This is a genomic window from Streptococcus sp. HMSC034E03 (assembly GCF_001811505.1).
Classification (GTDB): domain Bacteria; phylum Bacillota; class Bacilli; order Lactobacillales; family Streptococcaceae; genus Streptococcus.
Map to the genome: position 1 here is coordinate 1 of NZ_KV804992.1, position 16,831 is coordinate 16,831.

The window sequence follows — 16,831 nt, forward strand, 5'->3', positions numbered from 1 at the left end:
CCATCTGGTTTCTTAGGCGTTACAATCGCATCTCCATTTGGTTTACGATCAATTTCAATCTTACCTGGTTTTTCAGTTACTGGTGTTTCTGGTGATGTTACTGTTACTTTTACAGGGACTTCTTCTTCTGATCCATCTGGGTATCTTACGAGAACTTTTCCTGTTACTTCTTCACCTGGAGTCTTATCTGCTGGAATGGTTACAGTGACTTTACCATCTTTATCTACTGTGATTCCTGGTGTGCCACTTGTGTAAGTTGTTCCATCTGGAATTTTCTTACCATTCGCTTCTTTTACTGGAATCTCTACTGATGTTCCTGGTTTGCCACTTCCATCGTCATACTTAGGTGTGTAATCATCTTTATTTGGACGTCCTACGACTACTGGAACATTTACTGTATCATGTGAACCATCTGGGTATGTAACTTTAACTACAGCATTTCCTACATTACCTGATGTTTTTGTTGACGGTTTGCTTTCTACCGTTAAAGTTCCTGGACCAAAGTTTTGTACTTTTGCCTTCACTTCATCATCTGTAATGTTATGGTTATACGGAACTGTTAATGTTTCGCCTGTTGGATTGTATTTGTCAGTTTGATCCTGAACAGTGATTCTTATTGTTTTTGTTGATGGCGTATTGTTCTTATCGTACGCTGTAATTTTTACAGTATAGAATCCTGTCTTAGCGTTCGTAGTTCCTGTAATTTGGCCATTTTCGTATTTTAATCCTTGTGGTAAATTGCTTACCTGAATTGGATTATTATCACGCATTCCAACACCACCTGTATTATCTACAGCTGTTACAGGGATTGGAGTAATTGGTTCGTTTTTAGTTACCGTTGCGCTTTCTGCTGTAATTGTTGGGCCTGTTACGTCTTTTACTGTAACTGGTACATTTACAGTATCACTTGATCCATCTGGATATGTAACTTTAACTACAGCATTACCTGCATCCCCTGCTGTTGCAGTTGAAGTTGGTTTGCTTTCTACTGTTAATGTTCCAGGGCCAAAGTTTTGTACTTTTGCTTTTACTGCTTCATCTGTAATTGCTTGACCTTGGTTTACTGTCAATGAATCGCCTGTTGGATTGTATTTGTCAGCTTGATCTTGAACAGTAATTCTGATTGATTTTTCTGAAGCATTATTATTTTTATCATATGCTTTGATTTTTACAGTATAGTAACCTGTCTTAGCGTTCGTAGTTCCTGTAATTTGACCCTTTTCATATTTCAATCCTTGTGGTAAATTGCTTACCTCTATTGGATTATTATCGCGCATTCCAACCCCACCTGTATTATCTACAGCTGTTACTGGAATTGGCGTGATTGGTTCGTTTTTAGTTACTGTCGCGCTTTCCGCTGCAATTGTTGGTGGAATCTTGTCACTCGGCGTTACTTCGAAAGTAAATGTTACATCATTAGCTTTATTGCCTGCATTATCAGTAGCTTTAAAAGTAATTGTATTAGTCTTACCAACATCTTCTGCTGTTGTTGTAATCGTAATAGTTCTTACTTTTTCGGTATCAGTATCTTTCACGTTAGTTGCACTAGCTTGTGAATTAACCAATCTACTACCATATTTTGTTGTGAAATCATCAGCATTAAGATTAACATGTTTATCATCTCTTGCTGTTACTGTGAATGTTACAGTTTGTCCTTCAACTACTGTTTGCTTAGCTGGTGAAATTTCTAATGTTGGAGCTTGTGTGTCTGGTGCTTCTGTTGGAGTAACTGGCTCACTTTTATCAGAAGTTACTGTTCCACCATTATTTACAACTGTTGCAGCTGTAATAGGTTTTCCTGGTAGAGCTCCTGTAACTGTAACTGTCGCAGTTTCTCCATTAGTTGTTCCAGTTCCGATAACTGTATCACCATCGTAAAGGTTAACTGTCGAACCGTTTGGCACTCCACTTCCAACATTAACCGTAATTTGTTGACCTGTTAAACCTTTTTTGTTAGCAACATCTGTTGTAATAGCTGGTTTTTTAGGTTTAACGATTAATGTAACTGTTCCATCTGAACCTGAATTAGCGTCAGTTGATTTAGAGCCGTCTTTATAAGTGGCAATAGAAGTATACTTGAATACTCCGGCTTGCGCTGTACTTGGTGAATTATCACCTGCCCAACTCCAGCTCATACCTGAAGGGAAAGTTCCGTCTTTTCCATGTTTAACATAACCTGAAGATACAGGATTTATTGGGTCTCCTGCGTAATCTCCTACTGTTTTTGTAACTGTTAAACCTTGAATTGGGTCTTTTGGTGCCTCTGGGTCTGCTTGTAAACTAGTGCCTGTTGCCCCCATAATATAGGACTGATTAGTAGTTCTTCCGTATGTCACTGAGGCTGCATAAACACGACCATATTGAGCTGCTTCTTCAGCAGTAACATCATCTCTTAGTCTAACCTTGGCATGCATGTGCATTGCATAATCGGAACTTTCTTGTCCAGTCTTAACTCCAAAATAATATGATGCCCCTGGATAGCCACCGTTTTTATTTTTTGTAAGAGTATTTAAGACAGGGTCTTTCTCGTTGTTTTTGAAGACAGACCATCTTTGGTTATCACGAGTTACCCCAGAAGATGGATCATAGATTGTTCGTTTATCACCATTAAAGATATTATAGTTCTGTTCCCATACTTTAGATGTAGGTATATAGGCTGTATTTCCATATGGAGTAAAGCCTTGGAACCCATCAGAAAGTCTTCTACCACCAGTATTTTGGTAACGTGTAAAACTCAAATCTTTCACCGTGTTAGACGAGTGCATGATATTAAAAGGAGCTTGGAAATAATATTCTTGCTGATATGAAGCCTTTGTCATCCTTTTTCCATCATTATTGAAGAAGACATCATAGACGATCCATTTACCTTCGCTATCTTGTACATAGGTTGCCTTAATATCAGTCTTATTTTTAGTGAATTCCGGATTATCATTTATTGTTTTTTGCCCACCGTTCTCTTTCGGATCGACAGAAGCAAAATACTTGATATTGGTTAAAGCACCTTGATTAATTTGACCATTTGCTCTAAAACCTGTTCCCTGTCCCATACTTTGACCATTACGTGGATCATGAGAACCTGAAGTCAAACGATTACGTGCAATCATAACAGAACTTTCGTTACGTTTGATGACACGATTCATATCCTCAACATCACGAAGGCTAACTTCTACACCACCAAATGCAGACTTGGCTACTGCAACTTGGGCGATAGCTTTTTCCAAGATTTCACGTGTCAAGTCATTCTCAGGTGTTTGGGCGATAGTCTGCTCCAAATGTTCAATAGATAATTTGAGACTAGCTTTAGCTTTTTCCAGTTGCTCAGCATTAGTATTTTCTGAAGTTTCCTCAGACTTAGCTGAAATTTCTGGAGTTGGCTTCGCTACTTCTGGCTTGATTTCCGGAGTTGCTTCCTGTGTACTTTCACCATTTTTATCTTCTTTGCCTTGAGATACTTCCACTGCTCGTAGCTGGTCCAAAACATTGGTCAAGCGAGCTACTAAAGCGTCCACTTCTTCTTGACTCACTTTTGAATCAGCGAGAGTCTGTTCAGCCTTAACAAGTTCTTCCTTGGCAGTAACCAAAAGATCTGCATTCGCAGTTTCCTTGACGTGAAGCTGGTCTTTGATCTGTGCCACAAGCTGACTTGCAGTAGCTGTATCCACTTTTACAGAACTAGCAAGCTCTTTCTTATCCTGCGATGCTAGCGGACTAGTATCTTGGGTTAAAGCCTCTACATGAGGCTGGTCGACAGGTGTTACGCTATCCGCACTAACGACACGCGCACCCAAAAACATCAGTGCTGCAACAGCAACTGAAGCCGCACCAAAGCTATATTTACGAATAGAAAAGCGTAAAACTTTTTCTCGTTTCTGGCGTTCGATACGACTCATGGATGATTTTTTATCCATTCTATTGTCTCCTTTTTTTGAATTTGCTCACCTAAAACACATATTGTTTATATTCACAGGCAAAGCTATCCAAGTATAATTTTATACTTTTTATTGGGAATATGCAAACTATTTATCGCTTAAATCAAACTTTTTTTAGTTTTTATGCATCTAAAACATTTATATAGTATTTATACTTGATTCACCCTCTAATTTTCTTCGGTTTTATTGAATCATCTTGATACTTTTCATTCTTCAACTCATTAAAAATAAATCATATTTAAAATATCACTCAAACGATTGGCATTATTATCGGCGCTTCATTTTTATTATTTTGTCTTTAAAGTTTGTTTTATTTTAAAAAAATTCGAAATAAATTGTATATAAGTTATTTACCTTTTATCCTTCTAAATAAAACTGGAGTTTTTCCTTTCTGTAGAATAAATCCGTTGTAGCTTATCGTATTAGTTGTTTCATAGTACAATACATTTCTCGAGGATAACGAATGGTAAGTGCTCAATACCACCCAAATAAAAGCGTTGAGTCAGTCAATTAAGCTCTAAAACTCATCTTAAAACAGCATCAAATTCTTTCCATCACGACAGTTAACGGAATTCAACAGCTTGTCTGATATGTTTTTTTATACAATAACTAAAAGGCTGCGACTAGAAAAGCGATATTTGACCTACCACTTTCTAATTCACAGCCTTTTCTCATTTATTTTTACGCTTGGATGGTGTTTGGATAGCGATCTTTACTTCAAAAATCGTACCATGTGGTTTGTTATCCTTAACACTGATGGTTCCTTTAAGAGCATCGACAATTTGTTTGGCTAAAGACAAACCTAACCCAAAGCCACCTTTTTGACGAGTACGAGCCTTGTCAACTCGATAAAAGCGATCAAAAATTTTCTTTTTATCTGCTGCAGAAATACCGATTCCATCGTCAGCCACTGACAAATAGAGAGTACGCTCTGTCGCAGCGATTACAAAATGAATTTCTCCATCTTCTTCAGTATACTTGACAGCATTGTCAAACAAGATAGTCATCAGTTGCTTAAGAAGAAGCTTGTCTGTTATGATGGTCCGATGAATTCGATTTTCAAAATGAAAAACGCGGTTATTTTCAGATGCAATCATTTCATAGTTGGTAAATGTTGTGTTGAAGAAATCTGGCTGCACTTCTCCTAATTCAGGCTTTATCCCATCATCACGACGGGCTAGATTGAGAAGATTGGTTGTTAACAATCTCATGTTCCGAACTTCTTCTAAACTAGAAGCAATACTCTCACTTGATTCCATAATGGTTGCCTCAGGTTTTCTGAAAAGAGTTTCCAAGCGATTTTGAAGAACAGCAAGTGGAGTTCGTAGCTCATGACTGGCATTTTCCACAAAGCTCTGTTGCTTTTGCATACTCTCAAGCAAGGGTTTGACACTAACACGAGCAAGATAAAGACTAGCTATGAGTGATAAAATCCAGAAGCTGGCCATAACGACTACGATTAATTGCTCATGGTTTTGACTGATTTGTTCCAGCTGACTGGTATTAATCAGAACAGCGGCATACTTAATATTGGTCGAGACTGATTCTATATTCATTTCAGTCAAGATTACTCGATAAATCTCATCCTGCCCGTAACTATTCTGAACATGAAGCTGGCGGATATGGTTTAAATCCTTTTTATTAAAAGTAATCCTGTCAAGCCCTAAAAATCGGTTTCCAGTCACTAATTGATTCAAATTTGCATCCAACAATATCACTTCTGTATTGGAACTGATCGTTGGTTTTTTATCCGTTGACGAAGGAACGGATTGACTATTGAGATCTTTGACTTCATCTGTTGCACGGTTGACAGCCAACTGGATGACATCTTGAGGATTGCCACTGAGAGATAGAAGCTTCTCATCCACCGAGGTGTAGAGACTGGAGTGCATAACCTGCAAGATAATCAAGGTCATAGCAGAAAAAATCAGCGTAAATACTCCAAAGTTACGGATAAAATAACTGAAATCCTCTGCATACCAATTCTTTTTGAATTTATTAAACATGTTTTAAAATATACCCAACACTACGCAAGGTTTGGAGGTTTTCAGCAAAGACTGAGCCCTTTAATTTCTTACGAACTTTTGACACATAGACTTCTACTACGGAGATGGTTGTGTCACTATCGAATCCCCACAAACGGTCAAAAATCTGGGTTTTGGGTAAGATTACATTTTGATTTTGGAGGAAATAAACCAAGAGATCAAATTCTTTACCTAATAGTTCAACAACAGTATCATTGACTTTAACCTCATTAGTAGATAGATTTACAGTCAAATCACCATAAGAAAGAGTATTTTCGTTGAACTTACCAGAACGTTTGAGCAGCGCCTGAATACGCATCTTGAGCTCTTCTAGATAAAATGGTTTTGTTAGATAATCATCTGCCCCAAGCTCAAATCCATGTCCCTTATCATCGAGACTTTCCTTGGCTGTCATGATCAGAACAGGAGTCGAAATGCCTTTTTCACGCAATTCTTTTAAAACTTGGAACCCATTTTTTTCAGGCAACATCAAGTCCAATAGAATCAAATCATAAACACCACTTTCAGCCTCATAAAGACCTTCTTCTCCATCAAAAACCTGCATGACATCTGCAAAATCATCCAAGAAATCAAATACTGAATTAGACAGGCCTAGGTCATCTTCCACTAATAGAATTTTGATCATCAAAAATTCCTCCTTATTATACCTATTATAGCAAAAATATCTTAAAAAAAACTCAACTTCCCTTGTTTTTCCTAGAGAAAGTTGAGTTTTTGTCATCTAGTTAGACTAGAATCTTTTAAGCTTTGCTAAATTGAACAACAGCTGCTTCAACTGCTGCTTTTTCACGTTTAATCAATTCAACGCGTGCTGCGATTTCCTTGATTCCCATACCGATGTTACGGCTAAGAGCTAGGTCAGAAAGTTGAGGCTCAAAGAAGGCCTTGTATTCTGCCAAGCGTTGTTCTGTCTTAAATACATGGGCAGGCAGAATAACAAAGCTATCAAAGCTCATATCTCCACCAAGAGCAGCCTTAATCCAATCCCAATTTTCACGCGCCCAAGCCCAAACTGGTTCCTGAGTTTCCTTATGACCTAAGAACTGATAATACCATGCAGACAAATCTTGAGGTTTGACCACAAATTTGTCCTTCCAAGAAGCAATCAAGATTTGGATATTATCCGCATCTGTACTGTAGGCAAGCGCAGCTGCTAATTGACGTTTGAAAACTGCATCTGTTGCGTGAGTATAAGTATCAAGATAAAGTGCTAACAAATCTTTAGTCTCATGATGTTTCATTTCATTGATGAGAACTTGTGAACGGATAGCTGCTGGAAGGCCTGCAAGATTTTCCTTGTGGGCTGCGAAGATTTGGCTAGCGACTTGACTAGCTTCTGCATCATTTGAACGAATCATCATCGAAACAGCCAACTGACGAACCAATTCATCCTCATCTGATTCTCCGTCTTTAGCTTCAAAACCAAGACGGTCATAGTTATGACGAGCCAATTTAGCAACCAATGCTTTGAAGGCTCTTTCAGCTTCTGTACCTTCATCGATAAAGCGCTCAAGGGCAGAAATCACTTGAGAAACGGCTGAAACGACGAGGTAAGATTCTTCTTTAGCAAGTTTATCAAGAACTGGGAGCAAGTCAGCATAAGAAATGTGTCCTGCTTCAGCAAGTAAACGACGTTCTTGAACGATTTGCAGTTTGCTTGTGTTATCAAGTTCAACCAATTCTGAAAGGATAGCATCCAGTAATTGACCTTGATAGTCAGTAATGTAGTGGGCAGTATTTTCAGTGTTGAGACGAAGAGCTGATTTGTTTTCAGCAAGAAGCGCAGCGTAACCTGGAATTTCGATGCTTTCAGTTTCGAGAGTATCTGGTAGGCCTTTCCAGTTGCTGTTAAGCGGCACTACCCAAAGACGGTTCTTGTCTTCATGCTCACCGATGAAGAATTGTTTTTGCGAAATCTTCAAAACATCATTTTCAACTGTGGCAGTGAGAACTGGGTAACCAGGTTGTTCCAACCAAGAATCCATAAATGCTGCAACATCACGACCTGATGCTTGACCAAGGGCATTCCAAAGGTCACGACCAATGGTGTTTCCGTACTGATGTTTTTCAAAATAAGCGTGCAAACCTTTAGCAAAATCAGCATCTCCTAGCCAACGACGAAGCATGTGCATAAGACGGCTTCCTTTGGCATAAACGATAGCACCGTCAAAGAGCGTATTGATTTCATCTGGGTGTTTGACTTCGACGTGAACAGATTGAACACCATCCGTCGCATCGCGTTCAAGAGCAAGAGATACTCCACCTGTTTGGAAGTCCTCAAAGATATTCCAACTTGGCTCGATAGCATCCACACAGACGTATTCCATCATGTTAGCGAAGCTTTCGTTGAGCCACAGGTCATCCCACCACTTCATAGTCACAAGGTTACCGAACCATTGGTGAGCAAGCTCATGGGCAATGACAAGAGCAACTTGTTGACGGCTGGCAAAAGTAGAATTCTCATCCACAACCAAGTATACTTCACGGTAGGTAACTAGACCCCAGTTTTCCATAGCACCTGCTGAGAAGTCAGGAAGGGCGATATGAAGAGATTGAGGAATTGGGTACTTGACTCCGTAGTAGTCTTCGTAAAACTCGATAGAACGAACGGCGATATCTAGTGAGAACTCAAGGTTTGAAAGTGGATGTGCCTTGGTTGAGTAAACACCTACCAAGGTACCATTTTTAGTTTTAGCCGTTACTCCTTGCAAATCACCAGCTACGAAAGCCAGCAAATAAGAAGACATGCGAGGTGTTGTCTCAAATTTCCAGATACCTGTTTCCTTACGGTTTTCAACATCAATCTCAGGCATGTTTGACAAGGCCAATTCGCCTTCTGCTTGGTCAAATCGAAGAGCAAGGTCAAAAGTTGCTTTAGCTTCTGGCTCATCCACACATGGGAAGGCTTCGCGGGCAAAGTGACTCTCAAACTGAGTAGACAAGACTTCCTTCTTAACACCATCAACTGTGTAGTAAGATGGGTAGATCCCTGTCATGTTGTCTGTGATTTTCCCTGAAAAAGCGATGACCAAATCAACTGAACCTGCTTCTGCAAGTTGGATATGAAGGGCTTCGTTTTCGTTATCAAGAGTGAATGGACGAGCTTGAGCTGCTACTTCTACAGAAGCGATTTCTAAGTCCTTTTGGTGAAGGGAAATACGGTCACTCTTAGCTTGACCAGTAATGGTTACTTTTCCTGAAAACGTCTTAGTCTCACGACTCAAGTCTAAAAATAAATCATAATGTTCAGGAACAAATGTTTCAATATAATGTTCTACTGCTTGCATCATATTCTCCTATTCTATAATTCTGAGCAAATGCTCTAGTTCAAACATACCTATTTTATCATATTTTAAGTCAGAAAAAAGCTTTGGACGGCGATTTCCAAAACTTTCTTCCTTCTAGTAGTCTACAAAGGGTATACCTTGCGAAATTCTTCCAAAACAACCTTGCTGTCAGGTGTAAAATCCAGACCTGCTTCTCCTAACCAGTCTTTGAAAAAGTCTTCATGAACCTGACGCCAATAGGCGAGGGATTTGTCACCTTCCCCTTCTTTGAAGGCATGATCAGCAGACACTTGATGGAAAGGCTGAACGGAAACCTTTGTAATTTCAATAATGCAGATAGCTTGATCCTTACTGTCTAAAATAACATCAAAGGTCCCTTCTTGGGGAAGGGGTTCGTCCTCTACTGCGTAAAGATCGTAAGCTGAGGCAGTTGCTGTTTTTTCGCCTTTTAAAACCAAATCTGCCAAGAGATCGGCCTCCACTCCAAAGGCCCAGGCATCTATCTCATCACCGATAGAGGGATTGATTTTCTTGTAGATATTCCACATTTCTTGCGGTGTCATGGGTTGCTCCTTTGTATTTTTTTACTTTCTTCTTTTATACGTTTGAGATGATCTGGATGGTCAATCTCTAAATTAAAAATCTCCGGAATAGAACTGTAGTGGATAATGCACTCAATCCCCATCTGATTCATTTTTTGTATGAAAGAAGCATTCAGATAACCTGCTACAGCAATGTCAATCTTTTTAGTCTTTGCTTTTTCCTTCATTTGTCGGAGTAAGTCTAACATAATTGGATTTTCCATATCATGCCATTGACTGTTCCTCACAGTCGCAAAAACAAAAGAAGTCAAATCATTCATTCCAACTACAATCTTTGAAATGCCCGTTTCCAGTATCCTGTCTAAGTCAAAATAAGCTGATGGTAATTCAATCATCGTGCCGATTTTACCAGTAAAACCATGCTGACGTAACACTGTAATAGCTCGTTTTAATTGGTCTGCATCATTAACAAAAGGAAAAATAACAGACAGATTGGGATTGGTTTGATAAACTTCTATAACGACATGTGCCTCAGCCTGAAATTCATCTGGACACGCCAATAAACGCCTAGTCCCTCTATATCCAAATAATGGGTGGCGTTCGTCAAAATACTCTTTAGTCCCGTCTAGACTATTTGCTTCTGCATTTGTTAACTCTGAAAAGCGATACCAGACTTCTTCATCTGAGTACAAATGACAAATAGTGTCTAGATAATCTTTTACAAATTTCTGACAACTTGGTAACAGAATGTTTTGGTTGAGCTCTCTTAGCAAGTATTCCCCACGAATCATACCGATATGGTGAAATAGTTGAGGATAAACTTTTTCAACAATTTGTTCTCCACTAAGAGCCAGTTGGTTTCTCATCTTTCACCTTCCAATTCATGTAAGAGGTCTTGTCCAATTCTGGAAATCCTCGTAACTCTGCCTTCACCTTCAATACTAAAGGTGAGGCATTGTCTGCAGTAATCTCTTCTAAATTCAACCAAATTGCATTTGCTGAATCATTGCTTCCATCAAGAAGCTTCTGAGGAAGGGATTGTTGAGAGCGTTTGAAATCGAGTACGATATCATAAAAGGCCATGATATGGTGTACTGCGAAATCTTGCCCTTCTTCCTGAACTATCACATCATAAATCCTGGGTTTTGAATAAGAGCTTATCGCATATCCCGTCTCTTCCAGAACTTCTCTCATGAGAGTTTCTGTCAATCCCTCACCGAGTTCCTGACTACCACCCGGTAAATCAAAACGATACTGATAAGGTCCTCTCGTTTTCTCAACGCAAAGTAATTTCCCATTCTCATAGCAAACGCCATAGACACCAAAGTGATTTTTGATTTCCATATTCCACTCTTTCTAAAAGTCAAAGATTTCTAGCTCACCTTATCCCTTAAAAGGAAAGAGGCTATAGATTTCATGTTCCTTGATATACTTCTTCAGTATCTCCATATTCTCTTCAATTTTTGCCTGAATATCTGTCTCTTCGCACGTTGACTCAGCAATAAAGAGGTGAATCTTCAATAAATCTGTCAAGTATAGCAGACGACGTTCCATTTCTGATTCAAGACTTGAAGCTTGCTCGATTTTTGCAAGCTTGTGCTCCAAGCTATCACCATTCAAAAATCTCTGATGAACTCTCCTTCTTATGTTTCGAGTGGATTCCTCCCCTTGTTCCAACGGAGATAAAAGCAGTTTTTTATAGGCAGATAGTTTATTTTCTGTTTCTCTTTCCATCCAGGCCAATAAAACCAGAGAGCTATCAACAAAGGTCCAAGTGTTATAATTTCCTTCAAATGGGACTTGTATGACACTCTCCAATAATTTCTTAGTCATTTCCTCTTGACCACCTAGATAAAGTAAATAGGCCAGATGATTCAGCGATTCGAGATAGCTAGCTTGGGTTTTCTTATTCTTTTTTTAAATTTTATCTAAATAGAGATGTAGTCTGGATGATTTTCCAGTTGTTCAACTACTTCTGGTAGCTTCATTTGAAATCCTTTCTATTCTTTTTTAAAATTTTAAATAGATTTTAGTCAACTAATCCAACTCTGCTCGACTGAACAAGTCTTTCATAGCTTCGATATCATCGCAAAATTCTTTAAATTCTAAAGTGAATTTAGCCAAGGCGTCCACCTTGGAAGAATAGGCGCAAAACATACTTCCTTCAGGATCAAAGTCGATATCATCGCTTAATTCAGGCATTTTTTCCTCCAAAAATACCAAAGCTAGCGATTCCCAATCGTAGCCATTTCCTTCGGCTCCTTCGTCTTCTCGAGTATCAAACACTTCCTGTCTATATTCTCCATCAGGGTAATAAATGAGCGACCCTCGAACATTTTTAGGATCCTCATCATATACAAGCAGGCTAAAAGGGGCAATTTTTTCATTTATGTTTTCGTAATCTATCATTTCTTAACTCCTTATTGTATTTGTTAATTATCAATGAAACTGCATAAATCTAGTATGCTTACTAGCTTTCAAAGGTCATAAAGCAATCATGCTGATTATAATAATTCAAAGCTTCGACCAAGTCTTGGTGACTTGCATTTGGTTTTTCCTCAAGTGCGACTGCAAGGACATCAATCAACTGCTCTCCATAGTAGACTAGCTGGAGATGTTGATCCGATGCATCAGCTGGGTAGACATCAGAGTCGTCCACTACATCCGGATAATCTGATACCCAATCAGATAAGTCTCATTACGCTCCTGGAGATCCTTCTTGGCATACAAACAGATGCCTGAATCTCCAATTTCATAGGGGTCAATCTCTTTCCAGTCCGTTAAAAACTGATAGTAGAGATTGGGCAAGACAAATCCAAACTCATCTCTCTTCATAGCTCACCTCCACATATTTATAGAATAGCAACTCTGCTACTTCAAGCTCCATCCACCATCAATCGTCAGGATTTGCCCTTGCATGGCAGATGCCTTTCCACTGGCCAAAAAGAGGCTGACTTCTGCCACTTCCTCTGGCTCAATCCAGCGTTTGATGGGTGTTTCACTGGCTACCCAGTCTGCCAGACCACCTGGCTCAAAGTCAGCTGCTGTCATACCAGTTTTAACAGCACCAGGAGCAATCCCAAAGATCTGGATCCCAGCTTCAGCATAGTCTAGAGCTAATTGTTTGGTAAAACCAGCCAAGGCATGTTTGGACGAGGTATAGGCGTGACCACCCCCGCCTGCCAGACTTGAAGCAATGGAGCACATATTGATGATGATCCCTCGCTTATTTTCCAACATGTTCATCAAATAATAACGAGTCAGCTCTACTGGAGTCACATAGTTGATTTCAAAAATCTCTTGGATTTCTTGGGCTGTTTGTTCTAGTAATGGCTTGTAATCATCCAAAACCCCAGCTGTGTTACACAAAATATCCACCTGAGAGCACCAGTCAAAAATTGGTTCCAAGTCAAGCGTTAAATCACGTTGTAAAAAGTGAAAGTCACCCTGTAAATCAGGATTTTCACCCTGATCCACTCCAAAAACCTGACAACCTTTTTCTAAAAAGAGTCGAGCTTGAGCCAGACCAATCCCTGAGCTAACGCCTGTAATCAATACACGTTTAGTCATGGACTTCCACCCAATCCGTTGCCAAGACATCACAAGGAGTTGGACTCCACATAGAAAAACCTTCTCCTTCACCAGATACGTTGATGAGGAAATAGGGTGTCACTTCAAGGGCGACGCCATTTTGCTCGATGGTATCAAAAAGCTGCACATAGTTTTCAGCCCCACCCCAGCCAGTACGCACGTATTTCTTCTTAGCCTTTAGTCCAGGTAAAATTTCTTCAAATGTCATGTTTTTCTCCTTTGTTATCTATAAATCTTAATTTCATTATAACAAAAAACCGTTTCCAACGGCTTTTTGACTGTGATTTCTTAAAATGCATTTTTTCCTACGGCAAATCATTCCCTGCTGCTAGGTAAATCTCATACCATTCTTTTCGAGTTAAGTTGACATTACTTGCTTGGCTTGCTTCTATCAAATGTTTAGGGTTAGTTGTTCCTACTACTGCCTGCATCTTAGCTGGATAGCGTAACACCCAAGCGATAGCAATAGCTGAAGGGCTCACACCGTATTTTAAGGCTAATCGATTTAGGACTTGGTTTAGTTGTTTGAACTTCCCATTGCCGACAAAATTCCCTTTGAAATATCCGAACTGCAAGACTGACCAGGCCTGAATAACCATGTCGTTTAATTTGCAGTATTCAAAGACGCTACCATCACGCACAGCTGCCTTGTCACCTTCCATATTGACATGGAAACCTGATTCAAATCCTGGCGTGAAAGCTGCACTTAGTTGTAATTGATTGATAGATAAAGGTTGTTTGACCTCTTTCTTCAGTAATTCCATCATCATTGGATTTTGATTGGAAACGCCGAAGTCTAGAACTTTACCTGATTTGTGTAGAATTTCAAAGGCTTGAGCCACTTGATCAGCTTCCATCAAAGCATCTGGACGATGGAGAAGCAAGCTATCTAGATAATCAACCTGCAATCTTTTTAGAATTCCATCAACTGATTCTAGAATATAATCTTTTGAAAAATCAAAATAAGTAAATTCTTCAATGCGAATACCACACTTGGACTGGATCCACATCTTTTCTCGCAGGTCAGGACGATTGTTTAACACTTGACCCAGTAATCCTTCACAACGACCTCCACCATAGATATCTGCCAAGTCAAAGGCGTTGATTCCCACAGATAGGGCTGTTTCTACCAGCTCTTCAACTTCTTTGACCGACTTGTCACTGATTCGCATCATTCCTAGAACGATTTCGGATAGTTCTCTTTTCTCTTGACCAAATGTAATGTATTTCATACAGCTACCTCCGTTTTCTTCATTATAAAGCAGAATGACACTTTTATCAACTGCTATCTCACAAAAGAAAAGAACCAGCTTAAACTGGTCCTTTTAAATCTTATCCAATCACACTTCCGTTTGGTACAGACGGATCAACTGTGAGAAGGGTTAATTTGCCATCATGTTCAGCTGAGAGGATCATCCCTTGGCTGACATATTTTTTCATCATTTTACGTGATTTGAGGTTGGCAACGATTTGGACTTTCTTGCCGACCAATTCTTGTTCGTTTGGATAGTATTTTGCAATACCTGAAAGGATTTGACGATCTTCACCATCTCCAGCATCCAAGCGGAATTGAAGTAACTTATCAGAACCTTCTACTTTGGACACTTCTTTGACTTCTGCGACACGTATTTCAACCTTGTCGAAGTCTTCAAACTTGATTTCTTCCTTGTTAAGCTTGAGTTCAACTTCATCTGGATTCCATTCTTTTTCGACAGCTGGCTTGTTGCCTTCCATTTGTTCCTTGATATAGGCGATTTCTTCTTCCATATCCAAACGTGGGAAGATTGGTGTTCCTTTAGCAACTACTGTTACACCTGCAGGAAAGTCTGCTAGATTTAAGTTTTCAAGGCTAGAAACTTCTGCTAGACCAAGTTGAGTCAAGACTGCACGACTAGTTTCCATCATAAATGGCTCAATCAAGTGAGCTACGACACGAAGGCTAGCTGCCAAGTGGCTCATCACACTTGCCAATTGGTCACGGTGCGCTTCGTCCTTAGCCAGTACCCATGGAGCTGTCTCATCGATGTATTTATTTGTACGTGAGATAAGAGTCCAGACTGCTTCAAGTGCACGTGGATAGTCAACTGCTTCCATGTAGGTATGGTAGTCAGCGATTGATTGTTCTGCAACGTCAGCAAGAGCATTGTCAAATTCTGTCACACCTTCTACATAGGCAGGAATTTGACCATCAAAGTACTTGTTAATCATTGAAACCGTACGGTTGAGGAGGTTTCCGAGGTCATTTGCTAATTCATAGTTGATACGCCCTACATAGTCCTCTGGAGTGAAGGTTCCGTCTGAACCAACTGGAAGGCTACGCATGAGGTAGTAACGAAGTGGATCGAGACCATAGCGCTCTACCAGCATTTCAGGATAAACGACATTCCCTTTAGACTTAGACATCTTACCGTCTTTCATGACAAACCAACCATGGGCAATCAAGCGGTCAGGTAATTTAACATCCAACATCATAAGAAGGATTGGCCAGTAGATGGAGTGGAAACGAAGGATGTCTTTCCCAACCATATGGAAGACTGTTCCATTCCAGAACTTATCAAAGTTACCATGTTCATCTTGACCATAACCAAGAGCTGTCGCATAGTTAAGAAGGGCATCGATCCAAACGTAGACAACGTGTTTTGGATTTGATAGGACTGGTACACCCCAGGTAAAGGTTGTACGAGATACTGCTAAGTCTTCCAAACCTGGCTCAATGAAGTTACGCAGCATTTCATTGAGACGACCATCAGGAGTGATGAAGTCAGGATGTGATTTGAAAAATTCGACCAAGCGGTCTTGGTATTTGCTGAGGCGAAGGAAGTAAGACTCTTCTGAAACCCATTCCACTTCGTGGCCTGATGGAGCGATACCACCAGTTACATTTCCAGCTTCATCACGGAAAACTTCCGCAAGTTGACTTTCTGTAAAGAATTCCTCATCTGAAACTGAATACCAACCAGAGTATTCACCCAAGTAAATATCATCTTGAGCAAGCAAGCGTTCAAAAACTTGCGCTACCACTTTTTCATGGTAATCGTCTGTGGTACGGATAAATTTATCATATGAGATATCCAGTAATTGCCAGAGTTCTTTAACTCCAACTACCATGCCATCAACATAGGCTTGAGGTGTGATACCAGCTTCTTCTGCCTTTTGCTGGATTTTTTGACCATGTTCATCAAGACCAGTCAAATAAAAGACATCGTAGCCCATCAGGCGTTTGTAACGTGCTAGGACATCACATGCGATGGTAGTGTAGGCAGAACCGATATGAAGTTTACCAGATGGATAGTAAATCGGTGTTGTAATATAAAAATTCTTTTCAGACATAATATTTCCTTTCCAGGCAAATGAAACCTGTTTTTCTAACACTTCATTATATCATATTTTGATGATTTTCGATAAGGAAATCCATACAAAAACAAGATAGACTAATG

13 protein-coding genes and 2 pseudogenes are annotated in these 16,831 nt (G+C 39.7%); all 15 read right to left on the minus strand.

The features are described from left to right. A partial coding sequence (locus HMPREF2805_RS06820) for a Rib/alpha-like domain-containing protein (protein ID WP_148131625.1) occupies positions 1–3,908 on the minus strand: 3,908 nt, incomplete at its 3' end. A 692-nt stretch (positions 3,909–4,600) separates the two neighbouring features. Beyond that, entirely contained in the window at positions 4,601–5,935 is a 1,335-nt protein-coding gene (locus tag HMPREF2805_RS06825) for a sensor histidine kinase (protein ID WP_075231910.1), read from the minus strand. Continuing rightward, positions 5,928–6,599 carry a two-component system response regulator CiaR gene (gene ciaR, locus HMPREF2805_RS06830; RefSeq protein WP_075231911.1) on the minus strand — a complete coding sequence of 224 codons (672 nt, stop codon included), beginning with the start codon at positions 6,597–6,599 and terminating at the stop codon, positions 5,928–5,930. The genes HMPREF2805_RS06825 and ciaR overlap by 8 nt, the downstream gene beginning before the upstream one ends. Positions 6,600–6,714: 115 nt before the next feature. Then, a complete protein-coding gene (locus HMPREF2805_RS06835; protein WP_075231912.1) occupies positions 6,715–9,261 on the minus strand; it encodes a M1 family metallopeptidase in 2,547 nt (848 codons plus the stop codon). Positions 9,262–9,383: 122 nt separating this feature from the next. Continuing rightward, the gene (locus HMPREF2805_RS06840) at positions 9,384–9,824 is read right to left on the minus strand and encodes an ASCH domain-containing protein (protein ID WP_075231913.1); all 441 of its coding nucleotides are present in this window, start codon (positions 9,822–9,824) and stop codon (positions 9,384–9,386) included. Further along, a complete protein-coding gene (locus HMPREF2805_RS06845) occupies positions 9,821–10,669 on the minus strand; it encodes a putative PEP-binding protein (RefSeq protein ID WP_075231914.1) in 849 nt (282 codons plus the stop codon). Before HMPREF2805_RS06845 ends, HMPREF2805_RS06840 begins: the two co-directional genes overlap by 4 nt. Then, positions 10,647–11,147 carry an NUDIX hydrolase gene (locus HMPREF2805_RS06850; RefSeq protein ID WP_075231915.1) on the minus strand — a complete coding sequence of 167 codons (501 nt, stop codon included), beginning with the start codon at positions 11,145–11,147 and terminating at the stop codon, positions 10,647–10,649. Before HMPREF2805_RS06850 ends, HMPREF2805_RS06845 begins: the two co-directional genes overlap by 23 nt. A gap of 39 nt (positions 11,148–11,186) precedes the next feature. After that, positions 11,187–11,791 (minus strand): annotated as a pseudogene (locus HMPREF2805_RS06855) (DUF6707 family protein). Between the two features lie 49 nt (positions 11,792–11,840). Next, the gene (locus tag HMPREF2805_RS06860; protein ID WP_075231916.1) at positions 11,841–12,212 is read right to left on the minus strand and encodes an Imm51 family immunity protein; all 372 of its coding nucleotides are present in this window, start codon (positions 12,210–12,212) and stop codon (positions 11,841–11,843) included. 61 nt (positions 12,213–12,273) lie between these two features. Continuing rightward, a pseudogene (locus tag HMPREF2805_RS06865) lies at positions 12,274–12,486 on the minus strand (hypothetical protein); the annotation flags it as partial. Beyond that, positions 12,462–12,638, minus strand: coding sequence for a hypothetical protein (locus HMPREF2805_RS11680; RefSeq protein ID WP_186822562.1), 177 nt, complete (start codon positions 12,636–12,638; stop codon positions 12,462–12,464). The pseudogene HMPREF2805_RS06865 and the gene HMPREF2805_RS11680, both read right to left, overlap by 25 nt. A gap of 36 nt (positions 12,639–12,674) precedes the next feature. Then, the gene (locus tag HMPREF2805_RS06870; protein ID WP_075231917.1) at positions 12,675–13,373 is read right to left on the minus strand and encodes a 3-oxoacyl-ACP reductase; all 699 of its coding nucleotides are present in this window, start codon (positions 13,371–13,373) and stop codon (positions 12,675–12,677) included. Further along, entirely contained in the window at positions 13,366–13,602 is a 237-nt protein-coding gene (locus tag HMPREF2805_RS06875; RefSeq protein WP_000141913.1) for a DUF2829 domain-containing protein, read from the minus strand. The genes HMPREF2805_RS06870 and HMPREF2805_RS06875 overlap by 8 nt, the downstream gene beginning before the upstream one ends. A 97-nt stretch (positions 13,603–13,699) precedes the next feature. Continuing rightward, positions 13,700–14,626, minus strand: a complete 927-nt coding sequence (locus HMPREF2805_RS06880) for an aldo/keto reductase (RefSeq protein WP_075231918.1) — start codon at positions 14,624–14,626, stop codon at positions 13,700–13,702. Positions 14,627–14,726: 100 nt separating this feature from the next. Further along, positions 14,727–16,724, minus strand: a complete 1,998-nt coding sequence (gene metG, locus HMPREF2805_RS06885; RefSeq protein ID WP_075231919.1) for a methionine--tRNA ligase — start codon at positions 16,722–16,724, stop codon at positions 14,727–14,729. Positions 16,725–16,831 lie beyond the last annotated feature (107 nt).

What these genes read in the sequence shown, in the direction of transcription:
- HMPREF2805_RS06845 (WP_075231914.1), bottom strand. Translation starts at nt 10,669, where the DNA reads ATGAGAAACCAACTGGCTCTTAGTGGAGAACAAATTGTTGAAAAAGTT.
- ciaR (WP_075231911.1), bottom strand. Translation starts at nt 6,599, where the DNA reads ATGATCAAAATTCTATTAGTGGAAGATGACCTAGGCCTGTCTAATTCA.
- HMPREF2805_RS06850 (WP_075231915.1), bottom strand. Translation starts at nt 11,147, where the DNA reads ATGGAAATCAAAAATCACTTTGGTGTCTATGGCGTTTGCTATGAGAAT.
- HMPREF2805_RS06880 (WP_075231918.1), bottom strand. Translation starts at nt 14,626, where the DNA reads ATGAAATACATTACATTTGGTCAAGAGAAAAGAGAACTATCCGAAATC.
- HMPREF2805_RS11680 (WP_186822562.1), bottom strand. Translation starts at nt 12,638, where the DNA reads ATGAAGAGAGATGAGTTTGGATTTGTCTTGCCCAATCTCTACTATCAG.
- HMPREF2805_RS06875 (WP_000141913.1), bottom strand. Translation starts at nt 13,602, where the DNA reads ATGACATTTGAAGAAATTTTACCTGGACTAAAGGCTAAGAAGAAATAC.
- HMPREF2805_RS06840 (WP_075231913.1), bottom strand. Translation starts at nt 9,824, where the DNA reads ATGACACCGCAAGAAATGTGGAATATCTACAAGAAAATCAATCCCTCT.
- HMPREF2805_RS06870 (WP_075231917.1), bottom strand. Translation starts at nt 13,373, where the DNA reads ATGACTAAACGTGTATTGATTACAGGCGTTAGCTCAGGGATTGGTCTG.
- HMPREF2805_RS06835 (WP_075231912.1), bottom strand. Translation starts at nt 9,261, where the DNA reads ATGCAAGCAGTAGAACATTATATTGAAACATTTGTTCCTGAACATTAT.
- metG (WP_075231919.1), bottom strand. Translation starts at nt 16,724, where the DNA reads ATGTCTGAAAAGAATTTTTATATTACAACACCGATTTACTATCCATCT.
- HMPREF2805_RS06825 (WP_075231910.1), bottom strand. Translation starts at nt 5,935, where the DNA reads ATGTTTAATAAATTCAAAAAGAATTGGTATGCAGAGGATTTCAGTTAT.
- HMPREF2805_RS06860 (WP_075231916.1), bottom strand. Translation starts at nt 12,212, where the DNA reads ATGATAGATTACGAAAACATAAATGAAAAAATTGCCCCTTTTAGCCTG.